Genomic DNA, 18,082 nt, shown 5'->3' on the forward strand with positions numbered 1-18,082 from the left:
GGAGGCCATTTCGGAGGCGACACGATGAGATGAACCACAGACTGCCGGACAGCAGTCACCAGCGGCTTGCCCGGCTAACGTCTGCGGCCACTGGCCGCAAACGCCTCCACCTTCTTGGTGGGCCCGGAGACGATCAGCAGATCGCCGGGCAGCACGACACTGCTGGGCTTGCCGTGCTGGAAGTCCTCGTGCGCGCGCTTGATGCCCACCACCGTGACGCCGAACCGCTCGCGCACCAGGGACTCGGCGAGCGAGAGGTCGTGCGTCGCTGGCGGCGCCTGGATCTTGGCGATCGCAAAGCCGTCGTCGAATTCAATGTAGTCCATCATTCGCCCGCTGATGAGGTGGGCGACGCGCTCACCCATGTCGGCCTCGGGGTAGACGACGTGATGCGCGCCGATGCGCTCGGCGATCTTGCCGTGCTCGGGCGTCATGGCCTTGACCCAGATATCCGGGATCTCCAGCTCGGTCAGCGCCATCACAGTCATCAGGCTCGCGGCCAGATCGCCACCGATACCCACGATGGCGTGCGAGAAGTCCGCCACGCCGAGTTGGCGCATGGTCATCGCGTTGGTCGAATCGGCCTGGACTGCGTGGGTCAGCAGGTCCGCCCACGCATGCACGGGTTCGGCATCACGGTCGATCCCCATCACGTCGTGCCCGAGTTGCATCAGGGAGTCGGCTACGGCGCCACCAAAGCGGCCCAGACCGATCACGACCACACTGTCGCCCTTCGAGAAGGCGAACTGCTCTGTAAATAGCCTAGCCAACAACGGGATGCTCCTCTGGATAGCGGAACGGCATACGATGCTCGCCCAGCGCGAGCGATGCCGCCAATGTGATCGTTCCAACCCGTCCGACGTACATCAGCAGGACCAGCATCATTTGGGCGGATTCGGGCAGTTCAGCGGTGATGCCGGTGGACAGGCCTACCGTTGCAAAGGCCGAGACCACCTCGAAGATGATCCTGTCGGTGGCGATGTCGGTGGTGTGGAGGATGAAGACCGTGCCCAGTACGATCACCGCGCTGCTGAGAACGAGCACGGTGATGGCCTGGCGCTGGGCCGAATGGCTGATACGCCGACCGAAAGCCTCCGTATCCATCCGCCCCCGGATCTCGGCGATCACCAGCATTACCAGGATCATCGCCGTACCCACCTTGACACCACCGGCCGTTCCAGCACTGCCGCCGCCGATGAACATCAGGAAGTAGTGCACCCCGAGGCTCTCGTGCGTCAGCCCACCGATATCGATCGAATTGAATCCGGCCGTGCGTGCCGACACCGACGCGAAGATCGCCGACAGCAACTTGTCTCCGGCGGCCATTGGACCGAGCGTGCGCGGATTGGACCACTCGAAGCCAAGCAGCAGGATCGTGCCGCCCACCAGCAGCACGGCCGTGCCCACGAGCGTGAGCTTGGTATGCACCGACCAGCGGTGCGGGCTGGCGAACTTCCGGCGCAGGTCATGCAAGACAGGAAAGCCCAGGCCGCCGATCACGATCGCCAGCATGATGGGGGCGAGGATGAAGACGTCGGTCGCATGGCGTACCAGCCCGTCTGCGTGGATCGAGAATCCCGCGTTGTTGAAAGCGGACACGGCGTGGAAGAGTCCGCTCCAGGCGGCGTTGGCCCAAGGCAGCTCGTAAGCGTTGCGCAAACGCAGCATCAAGGTCAGCGCTACAAACAGCTCGATGATCAGGGTTACGATCAGTACGAGCTTGGCCACGCTGGTGATGTCGCCGATACCGACGGCGTGTGTTTCAGCCTGCGCGGTGAGCCGCGTGCGTAAGCGGAACGATCGGTTGACGATGAGCCCGAGCAGCGTGGCGGCCGTCATCATGCCGAAGCCACCGATCTGGAACAGCACCATGATCACCCACTGCCCGAACGACGACCAGTAGGTGCCCGTATCCACCGTCACCAAGCCGGTCACGCATACCGCCGATACCGAGGTGAACAGCGCGGTAAGCCAGGGCGTGGCGACCGCATCTGCACGAGCGATCGGCAACATGAGCAGCCCGGTTCCGATCAGGATCGTGATCAGGAACGCGGTCGGAACGACACGGGCCGGGTGCTGGACCTCACGAATCTTCAATTCGCACCATCCTTCGAGTCATGTTGCGGCGCGGAAGAACAGCGCACATCGGGTGCGAATCATACGCCCGGCGGGTTGGGATTGCTGAGGTCAGAACCTTCGTGCCGCTGAACGTGAAGCGGTGGATGGTGATGCGTAGACTGCCTCCCGCAGCAGACGTCGCCGGATCGCGGATTGAGCGTGTAACCTCCCTCTCTGGCCAGTAACGTCCGACCCACGCCCGCCACGCATCGGTCGTTGCGCCAACAGACCGTAGTGATAGGGCGCACTCCGCCCCAAGGGCACTTCGACAATCGCGCCGAAAGCGGCTTCCGACAGCCAGGCAGCACACTGCTCGGGCTTGGGACGAATCGCCAACGGCAGCCCGCGCGGCGTTTCAATGTCGCTACGCCAGTGAATCACCGATAGCGAGCCGCCAGGCTGGAGAATCCGGTGGGCTCGCGTAGCAGGGCCTGCGGGTCCTTGATGTGCAGCAGGTTGAAGACCATGACGTGGCCCTGCGAACCATCGGGCACGCCCGTGCCGTACTCGACGAAGTCACGCACTTCGGCGCGGACGTTCGCTAGCCCTGCGTCCTTGGCCCGCTGTTGGACGAGGCTGACCATGTCAGGCTCGATATCGAGCGCCGTCACCGTGCCCTGCGTGCAGCTTGCCGCCGGCAAGGTGAAGGTGCCGTAGCCACAGCCGAACTCAAGCGCGTTGCAGCGGCTGTTCTGCGGTAACCGTAGCCGTTCCAGCACAGCCTGAGGATCAAAGAACGAGGCCCAGTAGGCCTCGTCCGGCATGCCGCTCTCGCGTCCTTTCATGAAAGCCTCAGTGTTTCGCCGGAGCAGCTGTCTTGCTTGCCGCGTCGAATCCGCCCTTCGCCTTCCATTCTTCGAATCTGCCCTGCAGGATGCGCACGTTCTCGTAGCCGGCGACCCGCAGCGCGAAGCCGGCCTGGGCCGACAGGCTACCGGTGTTGCAGTAGGTCAGCACCGGCTTGTCGCGCGGAATGCTGTCGCGCTCGGCGAGCACCCGGCGCCACTCCAGATTGACCGCACCGGGGATGTGGTCCTTGGCGAACTGGCCGGCATCACGCGCGTCGAAGTCGCGGCGCACGGTGTCCTGGAACAGCAGGCCGGATTTGTCCTGCTTGGCCACGCCTTCGAGCTCGAGCCGCTTGGGGCTCGAGAGCGCCTTGCCGATGCGGGCGACGTGCTTGTAGAGCGAGGACTTGGTCACGTTTGCGTTCATGGCAACACTCGAACCTGCGTAAGAACGCTGGCAAATAGGGCGCGGACAATTCTGCTCGCGTATGCCCGGCTACCCCGCAGTCCAGAGCGCTTCGCCGCCCGCGTCGCGGTAGACCAGGTAGGCGCGCAGGTCGAACTCGTACTGGTGGTAGTCCGGCTCCATGTGCAGGCAGAGCTGATAGAAGGCCTTGTCGTGCTCGCGCACGCGCAGGTGGGCGAGTTCGTGCACCACGATCATGCGCAGGAACTCCTCCGGTACGGCGCGGAACAGGGTCGCGATGTGGATCTCGCGCTTGGCCTGCAGGCGTGCGCCCTGCACGCGCGAGATGGCGGTGTGGGTGCCGAGCGCGTTGCGGATCACGTGCAGGGTGTTGTCGAAGCGCACCTTGCCGAGCGGCGGCGCGCTGCGCAGGTGTTCGGCCTTGAGCGCCTGAACGTAGTCGTAGAGCGCGCTGTCGGAGCGTACGGTGTGCGCCTTCGGGTAGCGCCGCAGCAGCGCGGGGGCGAATCGAGCCTGTTCGATGAGGGCAAGCACCTGCTGCTGCAGGTGTGCGGGATAGCCGGCGAGGTAGGCGGGTGCGGGGCGGGGGCGCATGGTGAGGGAGGGCGAAAGCCCGGGGGGCCGGGCGGTGACGGTCGGCCAGGTGTGCGGTGCTTCAGCGCGTGACGATGAGCCGCAGCCCGAGCGCCACGAAGATGCAGCCGGCGATGCGATCGAGCCAGGTGCCCACGCGCGGCTTGCCATTGAGCCACTGGCCGACGCTGCCGGCGAAGTAGCCGAGCAGGCCGAAGAGCAGCGCGCTCTGCGCGGTGAACACGATGCCCAGCAGCGCCATCTGCAGGCCCACGCTGCCGTTGTCGGGCACCACGAACTGCGGCAGGAAGGCGACGAAGAAGAGTGCCACCTTGGGGTTGATCGCGTTGGCGAACACCCCCTTGAAGAACAGCGTGGACAAGGCCTGGTCGGGCATCTCGGCGCGTGCCACCCGGGTGCCGCCGCGGCTGCGCAGGGCCTGCACGCCCAGCCACAGCAGATAGAGCCCGCCGACGACCTTGAGCGCGGTGAAGGCGAGCGGCGATGCGGCGATCAGCGCGCTTACCCCGATCACTGCGAGCGCGGTGTGGCTGAGGCAACCGAGCGCGCAGCCCAGTCCGAAGGCGATACCACGGCTGCGCCCCTTCGACATGCCCATGGCCAGCACCATGAGGTTGTCCGGGCCGGGCGAGACGGTGACGACGATGGCGGCGAGCAGGAAAGCGAGAAACTGGTCGGGGGCGAGCATGGTCTGCGAGTGCCGTGGTGGTGTGGCGCAATGGCCGGCGGGTTTCGAAGCGTCGTATCTTATGTCTTCGCGCCGGCCGGGTGCACCGGTCCGGGCATCATGGAGCCTGCAATCATGAAAGAAGCCCACACGGCGCAAGCCTCCGCATCCAGACAGTCGATTCCCGGTTTCTGCGGCCTGTGCAAGTCGCGCTGCGGCTCGCGCATGGTGGTGGAGGACGGCCGCCTCGTCGCGCAACAGCCGGATCCGTCGCACCCCACCGGGCGGGCGCAGTGCGTGAAGGGGCGTGCTGCGCCGGAGCTGGTCTACGACCCGCAGCGCCTGCTGCGTCCGATGCTGCGCACGCGGCCCAAGGGGGAGGCCGACCCGGGCTGGCGCGAGATCTCGTGGGACGAGGCGCTCACGCGTACGGCGGCGGCGCTGGCGCGCATCCGCGACGAATCCGGTCCCGAAGCGGTGGCGTTCGCAATCGCGACCCCGAGCGGCACCCCGATCGCCGATGACGTTCGCTGGATCGAGCGTCTGGCCAATGCCTTCGGCAGCCCCAACGTCGCCAACGGTACCGAGATCTGCAACTGGCACAAGGACTACACCCATGTGCACACCTTCGGTCGCGGCATCGCCACGCCCGATTTTGCGCACAGCCGCTGCATCGTGCTGTGGGGCCACAACCCGCGCGACACCTGGCTCAACAACGCACTGTCGATCCGCGACGCGAAGGCGCGTGGCGCGCGCGTGGTGGTGGTCGATCCGCGCAAGGCCGGGTTTGCGGCGGGCGCCGACCTGTGGCTGCGCGTGCGCCCGGGGGCGGATGGCGCGCTCGCGCTCGGCGTGGCGCGCGCCATGCTGACGCACGGCTGGTTCGATGCCGATTTCGTGCGCGATTTCACCAATGCGCCGCTGCTGGTACGCAGCGACACCGGGCGTTTTCTGCGCGCGGGCGAACTCGCGGTGCCGCCTGCGGGGGCTGCGGCGGATGATTTCGTGGCGCTGGGTGCGGACGGGGCGGCGGTTGCGTGTGCGCAGGGAGTGGGGCCACGCCGTGGCGCGGGCGTTCAGCCCGTGCTTGCGGGTGCGTGCGAGCTGGCGGATGCGGACGGACGCCGCGTGCACTGCCGTACTGCGTTTTCGCTGTTTGAGGAAGCGTGTGCTGCCTATACGCCCGAGCGCGTGGCGGCGCTGTGCTGGATCGAGCCGGGGCAAGTGGAGCAGTGTGCCCGCCTGCTGCACGAGGCCGGCGCGGCGGTCGCCTACTACTGCTGGGCGGGCGTGTGCCAGCATACCAACGCCACCCAGACCGACCGCGCGATCGCCACGCTGATAGCGCTCACCGGCAGTTTCGATGCACCCGGCGGCAATGTGGCGTTCACGCCGCTGCCGGCGAACGAAGTTTCCGGCAAGGCGCTGCTCACGGCCGCGCAGCGTGCGCGCTGCATCGGCCTCGAGCAGTCGCGGATCGGGCCGGCGTGCAATGCGCGGATCGGCTCGGACGTGCTCTACGACGCGATCCTCGAGCAAAAGCCCTATCCGGTCCGTGCGCTGATCGGCTTCGGGTGCAACTTCCTGCTCAACCATGCCGACGCCGAACGCGGCGCGCGGGCGCTCGGTGCGCTCGAGTTCTGTGTCTATGCCGACGTGACGCTGACGCCGACCGCTGCGCTTGCCGACATCGTGCTGCCGATCTGCACGCCCTGGGAGCGCGAGGCCTTGCGGGTCGGCTTCGAGGGTAGCCAGGCCGCCGAGCAGTGGGTCCAGCTGCGACTGGCCGCGATCGAGCCGCTGGGCGAAAGCCGCGCCGACGCGTGGGTGGTGTTCGAACTGGCCAAGCGGCTGGGCCTGGCGGAGCACTTCTGGGGCGGCGACCTGGAGGCCGGGCTGGCCCACGTCCTCGCCCCCTTAGGCGTCTGCCTCGAGCAGTTGCGGCGCACGCCCGGCGGCCTTGCGCAGCCGGGTGCCACCCGCTACCGCAAGTATCTGGAAGAGGGCTTCCAGACCCCAACCGGCCGTATCGAGCTGTACTCCGAGAACCTGCTGGCCCACGGTGTGCCGCCGTTGCCCACCTTCGTCGAGCCGGCGGACTCGCCCTTCGGGTCGAGCGCCGGCGACTTTCCGCTCGTGATGACCACCGCCAAGCTGCGCCACTTCCGCCACGGGCAGGACCGGCAGGCACCCTCGCTGCGCCGCCGCGCGCCCGAGCCGGCGGTGCACCTGCATCCGGATGCCGCCCATGAACGCGGGATTGCCGAGGGCGATCGGGTGCGCGTGCGCACGGCCAACGGCAGCATCCGCGTGCGCGCGCGCCTCGACGCCGCGCTCGATGCGCGCGTGGTGTGGGTCGAGTACGGCTGGTGGCAGCCCGGCGGGCGCGGTGGGGCGGACGGCTACGACGCGCTCTCGGAGCAGGGCGCGAACTACAGCCGGCTGGTGTCGGACCGTCGCGTCGATCCGGTCAGCGGCTCGCAGCCGCTGCGCTCCGGGCTGTGCGAAGTCGAGTTGGAAGGCCCGCGCTTGCAGGGGTGATCGGCGGCCGCGGGCGTTTCGACTTGATGTGCCGGCGTGGGGTCTGGCCGCAGAGGAGGTCGCCGGGCTTCAGCAGCCGGCGATCCACCCTTCCAGCGGGTCCATTGCCGCGGGCAGGCCGAAATTCGGCGGGCCCTGGCGTGCGGCCGCGGCGGCCTGCAGCAGGGCGAGCGCGGCGTCGAGCAGGTCGCCGCTGGCGTCGTCCTCCAGGGCCTGGCGTTGCTCGGGCGAAGCGACCAAGGTCGGTGTGCCCAAGGGGCCTCGCTCCGCGGGGGATGCTGGGGGCCGCCCGGCGGTGAGTGCGTCGATGATTTGCGCACGCGCGGCATGGCGTTCCTCGTTCTGCTTGCGGCGCTCGTCACTCTTGTACGAGGCCGTGGTGATGCGGCGGGCGAGCAGGCCTGGGTAGGCTTCGAGGGCGATGCGTTGCGGGTCGCCGTCATGCAGACCGGGTACGTGCACGCCGGCCGCGAGCAGGCGGGGGGCGCCTTCGAGGAACATCAGCCCCACCGGGGGATTCACCAGCTTGAGCGGACTGTGCGAGCGCGCGGGCAGGTCGGTGGCGCGGTGGGCGTAGCGCTGGCCGCTGGGGCGGGATTCGCGGTAGGTGTCGAGCGCGGTGCGAAAGGCCGGCTTGCCCAGTGCCGCGCAATGGCGCACCAGTGTCGCCCAGTCCCGCGGCCAGCCCAGGTCGCGCACCGCTTCGCGTGGCAGGCCGAAGGGAAAGTCGAACGCGCCCAGCCAGGGACCGGGGCGGGCGAGCAGGGCTTCGAAGGCGGGCCAGTCGGAGCAGCGCTCGAAACCCCCAAGCACGACGCGGTCGCCATCGAGGTGGCCGCAGGCCACCGTGATCGCTTTGGCGCGGCGTGGGGCGGAGGTGAAATCCACGCCGATCAGGCGCAGGTGGGGAACAGCGTTGGCTGCAGGCGGCATGTAGGGGTGGATGGTCGAGCGGACGGCGTCGAAGGCATGCGCTGGGGACACTCAGCCCGGGCGCAGCATCCGTGCTGCTGTGCGGATGGTGTTGAAGTGGATCGCCACGGTATCGTCGATCGGCTGAGCATAGCCGCCGGCCATGGCGATGGCGACCGGCACCCCCTCGGTACGGCAGGCCCCGAGTACGCGTGCGTCGCGGGCGGCCAGTCCCTCGATGCTGAGCGCGAGCCGGCCGAGGCGGTCGCCGGCGAAGGGGTCAGCGCCGGCGAGGTAGATCACCAGCTCGGGGCGGGCGCGGCTGAAGACGGTATCGAGCGCGGCGTCGAGTGCGGTGAGGTAGGCTTCGTCACCGGTGTCGTCGGGCAGATCCACATCGAGGTCGCTCGTCTGCTTGCGGAAGGGGAAGTTCTTTGCGCCATGCAGGCTGCAGGTGAAGACTTCGGGGGTGTCTGCGAGGATGGCGGCGGTGCCGTCGCCCTGGTGCACATCGCAATCGACGATGGCGATGCGTCCGGCGCGGCCTTCGGCGCGCATCGCCAGGGCGGCGATTGCGGCGTCGTTGAACACGCAGAAGCCCGAGCCGAAGTCGCGATAGGCGTGGTGGGTGCCGCCGGCGAGGTTGGCCGCGCAGGGGCTGCCACCTTCGCGTTCGAGCGCGCTGCGGCAGGCAGCGAGCGTGGCGCCTGCCGAGCGGCGTGAGCGCTCGACCATCTCTTCGCTCCACGGGAAACCGATCCGCCGCACCTCTGCAGCGTCCAGCGTGCCGCTGGCGACGCGCTGCAGGTAGCCGGCGTCGTGGGCACGCAGGATTTCCGCGTCACCCGCTGCCGCGGGCACGCGGAAATCTCCCTCCGCGAACAAGCCGCTGTCGCGCAGGCGGGCGCGCAGCAGGGCGTACTTCTCCATCGGGAACCGGTGCCCCTCGGGCAGGGGCAGGACGAAATGGTCGGCGTAGTAGAGCTTCAAGACAGGCTTCAGGACAAAGGGTTTTCGGTCGAGCGTGGCGGGCTGGGGCGGTCGAGGCGAGGTCTGGCCCCGGCAGCTGCTTCAGGCCGCTGGCGTGTCGCGAAGTGCGCAAAGGATGAACCGCGGCCAGCACGCGCGCGCCTGCCCACCCCCCGTACGTCCGCGCCCTGGGCTGCTGTGCCTCATGCCTCCAGCGCCCGCACCTTCACCTTTCGACCCTTGAGCTTGCCGGCCGCAAGGCGCCGCACCGCCTCGCGTGCGATCGCGCGCTCGACGGCGACGTAGGTGGTCTGGTCGGTGACGGTGATCTTGCCGATCTGCTCGCGCTGGAAACCCGCCTCGCCGGTGAGTGCGCCGAGCACGTCAGCCGGGCGGATCTTGTCCTTGCGTCCGCCCAGGATCAACAGCGTCACCATGGGGGCCTGCAGCGGCAGTCCTTCGTCTGCCGTCAATTCGTCGAGCGCGTGCCATTCCGGCTCGAAGCCCATCGCCTGCGCGATGCCCGCGAGCCGGCGCTTGTCCGCGCTGCTGCACAGGCTCAGCGCCCAGCCTTCTTCGTCGCCGCGCCCGGTGCGACCGATGCGGTGGATGTGGATCTCGGGGTCGGGGGTGACATCAACGTTGATCACCGCTTCGAGCTGGGCGATGTCCAGCCCGCGAGCCGCTACGTCGGTGGCCACCAGCACCGAGCAGCTGCGGTTGGCGAACTGGATCAGCACCTGGTCGCGCTCGCGCTGCTCGAGTTCACCGCTGAGGGCGAGCGCGGCGAAGCCTTGCGCGCGCAGCAGCTCGACGAGGTCACGGCATTGCCGGCGGGTGTTGCAGAAGGCCAGGGTGCTGGCCGGGCGGTAGTGACGCAGCAACTTCGCGACCGCCTGCAGCCGCGCCGGGTGCTCGATCTCGTAGAAGCGCTGGCGGATCTTGCTGGCGGCGTGCTGCTCGGGCAGCTTCACCTCCTGCGGCTTGCGCAGGAAGCGTGCGGCAAGCGCGGCGATGCCTTCGGGATAGGTGGCGGAGAACAGCAAGGTTTGCCGCGCCGACGGACACCGGCTGGCGACGAAGGCGATGTCGTCGTGGAAGCCCATGTCCAGCATGCGGTCAGCCTCGTCGAGCACCAGGGTGTCGAGTGCGTCGAGCACCAGGCTGCCGCGTTCGAGGTGGTCCATGATGCGTCCCGGCGTGCCGACCACAACGTGGGCGCCATGCTCCAGGCTGTCGCGCTGCGGCCGCATGGGGGTGCCGCCGCATAGCGGCAGCACCTTGATGTTGGCTTCGAAGCGCGCCAGACGGCGGATTTCCTGGGTAACCTGGTCGGCCAGTTCGCGGGTCGGGCACAGCACCATGGCCTGTACGGCCAGTTTGCGCACGTCGAGCCGGGCCAGCAGCGGCAGCGCGAAGGCCGCGGTCTTGCCGCTGCCGGTCTTGGCCTGTGCGATGAGGTCGTGCCCGGCGAGCGCCAGCGGCAGGCTGGCTGCCTGGATTGGAGTCATCGTGCGGTAGTCCAGCCGGCCCAGGGCGTCCAGCATGGCTGGGGGCAGGGGCAGGCTGTCGAAGGGCAGGCCGGGCTCGGTCGCCGGGGGCTGCGCCTCGGGCTGGTCGGGTGCGCCGCTGGGGTGCCCGGAGGCATTGTCGAAAAGTTGGGTCATGCGCAATTATCAGGCCTGATTCGGCGCCGTCAGCAGAAAACTTGCCGGAACGGTGCCGCGCGTGATTCGACCCCCGATTCGGCACGGGTGGATGAGCGTGATCGGGAACTTCGCCCCCGCGCCGGCTTCTGACCCAACCTGCGACGCCGACTGTGCGCAGCATGATCCGTCGCTCTGCCCGCGTGTAATACACTCGAGTTCCCCGCAACAGATGACAACAATACGGTGCAGCCATGAGCCTCATCGAACACGTTCGCCCCCTGAAGAACAAACTGACTGCGATCCGTCGCGACATCCACGCCCACCCGGAGCTCGCGTTTCAGGAGCACCGCACCGCAGAGCTGGTCGCCCGCCACCTGGAATCGCTCGGCATCGAGACCCACCGCGGCATCGGCGGCACCGGTGTCGTGGGCGTCGTGCGCGGCGGGCATGGCCTGCGTGCGGTCGGTCTGCGTGCCGACATGGATGCGCTGCCGATCACCGAGCGCAACACGTTCGCACACGCGTCCACCGTGGCGGGCTGCATGCACGCCTGCGGCCACGACGGCCACACCACCATGCTGCTCGGTGCGGCCGAGGCGCTGGTCGCGAAGCCGCACTTCGACGGCACCGTGTATCTGATCTTCCAGCCAGCCGAAGAAGGCGAGGGCGGTGCGGTGGCGATGATCGAGGATGGCCTGTTCGACCGCTTCCCGATGGAGGCAGTGTTCGGCATGCACAACTGGCCGGGCATGGAGGCGGGGAACTTTGCAGTGCATACCGGCCCGGTGATGGCCAGCGCCGACCGCTTCGACATCCGTTTTACGGGGGTTGGTGCGCATGCCGCCATGCCGCACCTCGGCGTGGACCCGGTCGTCGCGGGCGCGGCCTTCGTGCAGGCGGCGCAGACGCTGGTGAGCCGTGTGCTCGATCCCATCGAAGCCGGCGTCGTGTCGGTGACGCAGTTCCACGCCGGCGAGGCCTACAACGTGATTCCCGACCGCGCCGAGCTGTGCGGTACGGTGCGTACCTTCTCCGCCGAGGTGCGTGATCGCCTCGAGCAGGGCCTGCGGCAGATGGCCGAGGGCATCGCATTGAGCCACGGCGTGCAGGTGGACTTCCAGTTCCGCCGTGGCTATCCGCCGACGGTCAACACCGCCGCCGAGGCTGCGCTGTGCGCCGAGGCTGCGCGTGCGGTTGCGGGCAGCGAGCGGGTATTCACCGACCGTCGTCCGAGCATGGGTGCCGAGGACTTCGCCTATTTCCTGCAGCACAAACCGGGCGCCTATGTGTGGATCGGGAATGGCCCGGGCGAGGGCGGCTGCACCCTGCACAACCCCAATTACGACTTCAACGACGAGGTGATGCCGGTCGGCGTGGCCTACTGGAGCGAACTGGTGCGTCGTCTGCTCGGCGCGGTGAAATGAGGCCGGCGCGATGATGCGAACCCTGCGTCTTGCCTTGCGCATGATGCTGCGCGACCTGCGCGCGGGTGAACTGCACCTGCTCGGCCTGGCGATCGTGATCGCGGTCGCCAGCCTCACCAGCGTCGGCTTCCTGGCCGACCGGGTCGGTCGCGCGCTGGATCGCGAGGCCAACCAGCTGCTTGGCGGCGACCTGTTGCTGCGCGCCGATCAGCCCTGGTCGGCACGGTTCGTGGATGAGGCGCACGCCCGCGGCCTGCAGACGGCGACCACGGTGCTGTTCACCAGCATGGCCAGTACCGAGGAGGCTGCGGTGCTGGGCGGCGTCAAGGTGGTAGAGGACGGATATCCGCTGCGTGGCGCAATCCGCATCGCATCGGGGCCGAACCAGCCCGACGCGCCGGCTGGCCGTGCGCCGGCGCCGGGTGAGGTGTGGCTGGACGAGCGCCTGTTCGCGGAGCTCGGTGTGCGTCAGGGCGATACGGTCGGGCTGGGCATGCTCGAGTTCCGGGTCGGCGCCATGGTGAGCTTCGAATCCGACCGCGGTGCGAACTTCTTTGCGCTGCTGCCGCGCGCGATCTTCAATCTGAGCGATCTGGAGGCCACCGGGTTGATCACCGTCGGCAGCCGCGCCACGTGGCGCCTGCATGTGGCGGGCACGCCGCAGGCCGTCGAGGCCTACGAGAAATGGGCGCGCGACCATCTCGGCCGCGGCCAGCGCGTGGAGACGGTGGAGAACGCCCGCCCCGAGGTGCGCGCCGCGCTTGACCAGGCACAGCGTTTCCTGCGCCTGGCGGCGCTGCTGGCGGTGATCCTCGCCGCGGTCGCGGTGGGCCTGTCGGCGCGGCGCTTCATGGCTCGCCACCTCGACGGCTGCGCGGTGATGCGAGTGTTGGGTGCAGGTCAGGCGCAGGTGCTGGGCATCGTGGTGGGGGAGTTCCTGCTCTTCGGACTGGCGGCCGCGCTGGCGGGCACGGCGCTTGGCTGGACGGTGCAGTGGGGGCTGGCCGGCGGGCTGCGCGAGCTGATGGCGACCGAGCTCCCGGCGCCGTCCCTGTTGCCGCTGGCGCACGGGCTGGTGGTCGGCATGGCATTGCTGGCAGGTTTCGTGCTGCCTCAGCTCCTCCGCCTGGGCAAAGTGAGCACGCTGCGTGTGCTGCGGCGCGAGTTCGAGTTCGCCGAGCCGGTGTCGGGCGCGGCCTGGGTGCTCGGGCTGGCGGCGCTGCTCGGTCTGATCTTCTGGATCGCGGCCGATGCCCGCCTCGGGGCGCTGGTTGCGATCGGCTTTGCGATGGCGCTCGGCGTGTTCGCGCTGGCGGCCTGGGGCGTGCTCGTGCTTGCGGGGCGGCTCAAGGGGCAGGGCAGCCTGCGCGGTGGCGGCTGGCGGTACGGCATCGCCGCGCTCGGGCGGCGCATGGGCAGCAGCGTCATTCAGGCTGCCGCACTGGGCCTGGGCATGACCACGCTGCTGCTGCTGACCCTGGTGCGCGCCGACCTGCTCGACAACTGGCGCAACATGGCGCCGTCCGATGCGCCCAACCGCTTCATCATCAACATCCAGCCCGATCAGCGTGAGGGTGTGCGCGCGCACTTCTTGGACGCCGGGCTGGAGGCGCCGGCCATCCAGCCGATGATCCGAGGGCGCATGCTGAGCATCAACGGCCAGGCCATCGACCCGGCGAGTTTCACGGACGAGCGCTCGCGGCGTCTGGCCGAGCGCGAGTTCAACCTGTCCTATGGCGCGGATCTTCCCGCCGGCAACGTGCTCGAGGCCGGGCGTTGGCACGGCGCGGCGACCGAGCCGCAGCTCTCGGTCGAAACGGGGCTGGCGGCGACCTTCGGCTTGAAGGTCGGCGACCGCGTCCGCTTCGAGATCGCCGGGCAGCAGGTCGAGGCGCCGATCACCAGCGTGCGCAAGCTGGATTGGGATTCGATGCGGGTGAACTTCTTCTTCATCGCATCCGAAGGCCTGCTGGAGAAGTATCCCGCGAGTCTGATCACCAGCTTCCATCTGCCTGCGGGCGAACACGATTTCACTACGCGGCTGGTGGCGGACTTCCCCAACCTCACCGTCATCGACATCGCCGCGGTGATCGCACAGGTACAGGCGATGACCGACAAGCTGATCGTGATCGTGCAGTTCGTGTTCGGCTTCGCGGTGCTGGCCGGTCTGGTCGTGCTCTATGCGGCCTTGCAGTCCACCCACGACGAGCGCGACTACGAGCTTGCCATGCTGCGCACCCTGGGCGCGCGCAACCGCCAGGTGCGACAGGCCCTGTTTGCCGAGTTCCTCGTGCTCGGCGGAGTCGCTGGTGTGCTGGCCGGTATCGGGGCGAGCGCGATCGGCTGGTTGCTGGCAGAGGAGGTGTTCCGCATGAGCTACGTGCCGGCGCTGGCGCCGGTGCTGGCTGCGGTGGTGCTGGGCGCAGCTGGCGTGGTGGCGGGGGGCTGGCTCGGTACCCGTGGGCTCCTTGCCCGCCCGCCGCTGGCCAGCCTGCGTGCGCTGGGCTGAACGATGAACTTTCCGCAACTGAGTCACGCCGAGGCGCTGATTGCCGGCTTGCTCGCCGCCGTGCTGGTGTTGCTGCTGTGCTTGCTGGTGCGCAGCTTCCGGGCGGAGGGCGCGCTGCGCACCCGGCTTGGCGACGATCTGGCGGAGCTCATGGAGCAGCAGCTCAACCTCCAGCATCGGGATCTCTTGCGTGACCTCCACGAGGGCCTCGCCCGCCAGACCGACCGTATCGGCGAGCACGCCCGTGCCGACCGCGAGCTGCTGCAGCGCGGCCTTACTGCGGCCTCGTTGCAGCTGTCGCGCGGCATGAAGGTGCTGACGCAAAGCGTCGATGGCCGCCTGGATACCCTGTCGGGCCAGGTCAATCAGCGTCTGGACGAGGGGTTCCGCAAAACGAACGAGACCTTCGCCAGCGTGATGGCACGTCTGGCGACGATCGACGAGGCGCAGAAGAAGATCGACGGCCTCACCACCAACGTGGTGAGCCTGCAGGAGCTGCTTGGCGACAAGCGTGCGCGCGGCGCCTTCGGGGAGGTGCAGCTCGAGAACCTGGTGCGCAACATGCTGCCGCCCGAGGCTTTTTCCTTTCAGCAGGTGCTGCCCAATGGCACGCGCGTCGATTGCCTGCTCACCCTGCCCGAGCCGACCGGAAAGGTGGCGGTGGACGCCAAGTTTCCGCTCGAGAACTACCATCGCATGTTCGATACCGCGCTGGCCGAGCTCGATCGCCGCGCCGCACAGCAGGCCTTTCGCGCCGACGTGAAGCGCCATGTCGACGCGATCGCCGGCAAGTACATCCTGCCCGGCACCACGTCGGATGGCGCGGTGATGTTCCTGCCTGCCGAAGCCGTGTTCGCCGAGTTGCACGCCTGGCACCCGGAAGTCGTTGCCTATGCGCAGCAAAAACACGTCTGGATCGTCTCGCCGACCACGCTGATGGCGGTGCTCAACACCGCGCGCGCGGTGTTGAAGGATGTGGAGACGCGCAAGCAGATCCACATCATTCAGGACGCGCTCGGCAAGCTCGCGAAGGACTTCCACCGCTTCGACGAGCGGATGGCCGCGCTCGCGCGCCACATCGACCAGGCCAGCCGCGACGTGCAGGAGGTGCACACCTCGAGCCGCAAGATCAGCGCCCACTTTCGCCGCATCGAGGCGGTCCAGCTCGATGACGAGGACGATGCGCTCAACGGTACAGCGCCTGACGTGCCCGCCGTGGAGGCTGCTGTACCCGGCGGCGGTAGTCCGGCGGGGTCATCCCTGCAGGGGCAGTCCGGTATTTGACGCAAGACAGGGATGCGGGCCGCGCGGGCCTGTATGGTCCCTGCACCCATCATCCTTTACGAGGCGCCAGAGCCGATGACCGACGTTCCCCTTCCCATCCTGTTCATCATTGGGGTGTTCTTCACCTTCTGGCTGATCCTGCGCAAATTTCACCGCATCGAGGAGGCCAAGCGCGCGCTGCCCGACCTCAACGGCTACCTCTACGCAAACGAGCAGACGGAGGCGCGCTGCAAGGCCTGCGATTCCACCGAGCTGAAGGACGAGGGACTGACGCACGGCAAGGATGAGCGCCGCATCGTTTCCTGCGTGCGCTGCAAGACCCTGCTGTATCGCTTCGATCCGCCCGAAGAGGGGGGGCAAGAGGGGGGCGAAGGTGAGCGGGAGGCAGGTGTGAGCGGTCACTGAGCGCCTGCAAGTGCGCCACGCTCAGTCGCTACCGTCGAAGGCGTCGATGAAGATCGGGGTCAGCGCGTGCATGGGACCGAGCGACGCGCCGCGCGGATGCAGCCCGGGTACGAAACCTGCCGCCTCCAGCCGCTTGAGCAGAGCTGCATTGCGGGCGATCACATGCACCGGCACGTCCCAGGGCTGATCCGGCCCGGTCACGCTGCCGATCGGCTGATGGTCGCCGATCAGGATCAGCACCAGGTTCTCGGGGGCGTGGCGGGCGAGATAGTCTGCCAGCCAGGTGAACTGGTAGCGCATCGAGGCGAGGTAGGCGGGCAGCGGGGCACTCCAGTCGGTGGGTACGGCTTCGGCGGCATCCACCTCGGCCTGCGTGAAGGCTTCGCGGCCGAGCAGGGTGGACCACTCGGCGCGGAACGGCGGTAGCGCTCGGAAAGGAGCGTGGGTGGTCACGGTGGGGAAGACCACCAGCCGCGGCTGGCGTGCATCGCTCGGAGAGTCCGGACGGAGCGGCTCATTCCTGACCTGCCCCGCCTGTGGCTTGCCCTCGCCGCCGGCCCCGAAGCCGAGCCCGAACTCCTGCGCATGGATCAGCGCCATCGAGGCCTGGTCCGGGATGCGCCAGAAACCGAAGGGACGCCCCTCATAGCCGATGCTGTCGGCGTTGCCGTAGCGGTCGAAGCCGTAGAAGGCGCCTTCGGGCCAGGGTTTCTGCAGGCCTGGCATCCAGCCCACGGTGCGGTAGCCATTCGCGGCGAAGTGGCGCACCAGGGTCGGGCGATCGGTGGTGAGCAGCAGCTGGTAGTCGGTGGGGTCGCGCATGTCCAGGCCGGAGAGCAGGCTCGCGTGGGCGAGCCACGAGGCGCCGCCGAAGGTCGGCGACACCACCCGCGCCGACACCACCGCCCGCCCGGACGAGGCGATCGCGGTCGCGAGGCGCTCGCGCGGCGCCGCGAGCTTGGTCGCGATGTCCGCGCGGTCGAGCGTGACCGCGCCGTAGGCCTCGCCGAACACGAGCAGCACGTCGGCGCCGTCGAGTGCATCCAGGGTGCCTGCGAAGCGCGGACCGGGTCCAAGACGCTCGGCACTTGCGCCGCGCGAAAGCGCCGCATCGAGCAGCCGGTACTGCTCGGCCAGCATTGCGGACACCGTGGGCGCGAACATCGACACCGGCGGTCGCCCGGTTGAACTCTGGGCCAGCCACAGCGCGACCGTGAGCGTGGCAAAGCCCAGCATCAGCGTACGCGCCGGCCGCTGTGCCGCGGCGCGGCCGAGCGCGCCGATGCAGGCGCGCACGACCAGGTAGAGCAGGGCAAGGACGAGTACGGCGACCGCCAGCGTCAGTGCCACGCGCAGCCATGCGCCTTCGCTGCCGCCCATGCGGATCACCGCGCCCAGATGCGGCGCGTCCCAGTAGGCATTGACCCGGCGCCCCAGTATCGCAGGCACGGTGACGTCGATGTAATGCAACACCACCCACAGTGTGCCGAGCGTGGCCAATGCGCGCGCGAGCCAGCGTGGCAGCGGGCCTGCGAGCCCGACCCACGCAGCGACCAGCATCGTGAGGGGCGCGAGCTCGGGCGCCAGCCGCCATTCCAGCGCCGGCCACAGCGTGGGCCAGGCGTTGCCGTGGGCGAGCAGGGTGTTGAGCACCAGGAGGGCGATTGCCGTCGCGGCGATGGCCATGCCGCGCGACCAGAGGCCGGTCGGTGTCCTCATGCGCCACCTCGAACCGGCGCTGCCTTGCGGCAGGCTATGATGGGCGCACCTGAACGCGCCCCGAGGAGTTCTCGCC

The 18,082-nt window shown here is 68.6% G+C and carries 15 protein-coding genes; 5 read left to right on the plus strand and 10 right to left on the minus strand.

Annotated features, from left to right (window positions below; all coding sequences use genetic code 11):
• Positions 1–74: 74 nt before the first annotated feature.
• From ACUH78_RS02940 to ACUH78_RS02965, 6 genes are all read right to left on the minus strand, one after another.
• Positions 75–770, minus strand: a complete 696-nt coding sequence (locus ACUH78_RS02940) for a potassium channel family protein (protein WP_277833020.1) — start codon at positions 768–770, stop codon at positions 75–77.
• Positions 763–2,097, minus strand: a complete 1,335-nt coding sequence (locus tag ACUH78_RS02945; protein ID WP_445332637.1) for a TrkH family potassium uptake protein — start codon at positions 2,095–2,097, stop codon at positions 763–765. The genes ACUH78_RS02940 and ACUH78_RS02945 overlap by 8 nt, the downstream gene beginning before the upstream one ends.
• A gap of 398 nt (positions 2,098–2,495) precedes the next feature.
• On the minus strand, positions 2,496–2,903 hold the full coding sequence (locus ACUH78_RS02950; protein WP_445332636.1) for a class I SAM-dependent methyltransferase: 408 nt from the start codon (positions 2,901–2,903) through the stop codon (positions 2,496–2,498).
• Between the two features lie 7 nt (positions 2,904–2,910).
• Complete coding sequence (locus ACUH78_RS02955) at positions 2,911–3,333, minus strand: rhodanese-like domain-containing protein (protein ID WP_445332635.1); 423 nt, start codon at positions 3,331–3,333, stop codon at positions 2,911–2,913.
• A 69-nt stretch (positions 3,334–3,402) separates the two neighbouring features.
• Positions 3,403–3,927: a M48 metallopeptidase family protein gene (locus tag ACUH78_RS02960; protein ID WP_445332634.1), complete on the minus strand. Its 525-nt coding sequence runs from the start codon at positions 3,925–3,927 to the stop codon at positions 3,403–3,405.
• 61 nt (positions 3,928–3,988) lie between these two features.
• Positions 3,989–4,615: a LysE family translocator gene (locus tag ACUH78_RS02965; RefSeq protein ID WP_445332633.1), complete on the minus strand. Its 627-nt coding sequence runs from the start codon at positions 4,613–4,615 to the stop codon at positions 3,989–3,991.
• Between the two features lie 114 nt (positions 4,616–4,729).
• Here ACUH78_RS02965 and ACUH78_RS02970 point away from each other — a divergent pair, with 114 nt between their 5' ends.
• The gene (locus ACUH78_RS02970) at positions 4,730–7,135 is read left to right on the plus strand and encodes a molybdopterin-containing oxidoreductase family protein (protein WP_445332632.1); all 2,406 of its coding nucleotides are present in this window, start codon (positions 4,730–4,732) and stop codon (positions 7,133–7,135) included.
• Between the two features lie 69 nt (positions 7,136–7,204).
• Here ACUH78_RS02970 and ACUH78_RS02975 read toward each other — a convergent pair whose 3' ends face one another.
• The 3 genes from ACUH78_RS02975 to dbpA form a co-directional block, all read right to left on the minus strand.
• The gene (locus tag ACUH78_RS02975) at positions 7,205–8,068 is read right to left on the minus strand and encodes a DUF429 domain-containing protein (protein ID WP_418364841.1); all 864 of its coding nucleotides are present in this window, start codon (positions 8,066–8,068) and stop codon (positions 7,205–7,207) included.
• Between the two features lie 51 nt (positions 8,069–8,119).
• Positions 8,120–9,037, minus strand: a complete 918-nt coding sequence (locus tag ACUH78_RS02980; RefSeq protein WP_418364703.1) for a histone deacetylase family protein — start codon at positions 9,035–9,037, stop codon at positions 8,120–8,122.
• Between the two features lie 182 nt (positions 9,038–9,219).
• Positions 9,220–10,683 (minus strand): ATP-dependent RNA helicase DbpA, encoded by a 1,464-nt coding sequence (gene dbpA / locus ACUH78_RS02985; RefSeq protein ID WP_445332631.1) that lies wholly within the window; start codon positions 10,681–10,683, stop codon positions 9,220–9,222.
• A gap of 233 nt (positions 10,684–10,916) precedes the next feature.
• Here dbpA and ACUH78_RS02990 point away from each other — a divergent pair, with 233 nt between their 5' ends.
• From ACUH78_RS02990 to ACUH78_RS03005, 4 genes are all read left to right on the plus strand, one after another.
• Entirely contained in the window at positions 10,917–12,089 is a 1,173-nt protein-coding gene (locus ACUH78_RS02990; RefSeq protein ID WP_445332630.1) for a M20 aminoacylase family protein, read from the plus strand.
• Positions 12,090–12,099: 10 nt separating this feature from the next.
• Positions 12,100–14,598: an ABC transporter permease gene (locus ACUH78_RS02995; protein WP_445332629.1), complete on the plus strand. Its 2,499-nt coding sequence runs from the start codon at positions 12,100–12,102 to the stop codon at positions 14,596–14,598.
• A 3-nt stretch (positions 14,599–14,601) separates the two neighbouring features.
• Positions 14,602–15,882 (plus strand): DNA recombination protein RmuC, encoded by a 1,281-nt coding sequence (locus tag ACUH78_RS03000; protein WP_445332628.1) that lies wholly within the window; start codon positions 14,602–14,604, stop codon positions 15,880–15,882.
• 75 nt (positions 15,883–15,957) lie between these two features.
• Positions 15,958–16,287, plus strand: coding sequence for a hypothetical protein (locus tag ACUH78_RS03005; protein WP_418364698.1), 330 nt, complete (start codon positions 15,958–15,960; stop codon positions 16,285–16,287).
• 21 nt (positions 16,288–16,308) lie between these two features.
• Here the strand turns inward: ACUH78_RS03005 and ACUH78_RS03010 are convergent, their stop codons facing one another.
• Positions 16,309–18,006, minus strand: coding sequence for an alkaline phosphatase family protein (locus ACUH78_RS03010; RefSeq protein WP_418364697.1), 1,698 nt, complete (start codon positions 18,004–18,006; stop codon positions 16,309–16,311).
• Positions 18,007–18,082 lie beyond the last annotated feature (76 nt).

The sequence above is a fragment of the Thauera sp. ZXT1-4 genome, assembly GCF_052598215.2.

Coding starts and splice junctions, on each gene's coding strand:
- ACUH78_RS02950 (WP_445332636.1), bottom strand. CDS start 2,903: ATGAAAGGACGCGAGAGCGGCATGCCGGACGAGGCCTACTGGGCCTCG.
- ACUH78_RS03000 (WP_445332628.1), top strand. CDS start 14,602: ATGAACTTTCCGCAACTGAGTCACGCCGAGGCGCTGATTGCCGGCTTG.
- ACUH78_RS02960 (WP_445332634.1), bottom strand. CDS start 3,927: ATGCGCCCCCGCCCCGCACCCGCCTACCTCGCCGGCTATCCCGCACAC.
- ACUH78_RS02970 (WP_445332632.1), top strand. CDS start 4,730: ATGAAAGAAGCCCACACGGCGCAAGCCTCCGCATCCAGACAGTCGATT.
- ACUH78_RS03010 (WP_418364697.1), bottom strand. CDS start 18,006: ATGAGGACACCGACCGGCCTCTGGTCGCGCGGCATGGCCATCGCCGCG.
- ACUH78_RS03005 (WP_418364698.1), top strand. CDS start 15,958: ATGACCGACGTTCCCCTTCCCATCCTGTTCATCATTGGGGTGTTCTTC.
- ACUH78_RS02955 (WP_445332635.1), bottom strand. CDS start 3,333: ATGAACGCAAACGTGACCAAGTCCTCGCTCTACAAGCACGTCGCCCGC.
- ACUH78_RS02995 (WP_445332629.1), top strand. CDS start 12,100: ATGATGCGAACCCTGCGTCTTGCCTTGCGCATGATGCTGCGCGACCTG.
- ACUH78_RS02965 (WP_445332633.1), bottom strand. CDS start 4,615: ATGCTCGCCCCCGACCAGTTTCTCGCTTTCCTGCTCGCCGCCATCGTC.
- ACUH78_RS02975 (WP_418364841.1), bottom strand. CDS start 8,068: ATGCCGCCTGCAGCCAACGCTGTTCCCCACCTGCGCCTGATCGGCGTG.
- ACUH78_RS02990 (WP_445332630.1), top strand. CDS start 10,917: ATGAGCCTCATCGAACACGTTCGCCCCCTGAAGAACAAACTGACTGCG.
- dbpA (WP_445332631.1), bottom strand. CDS start 10,683: ATGACCCAACTTTTCGACAATGCCTCCGGGCACCCCAGCGGCGCACCC.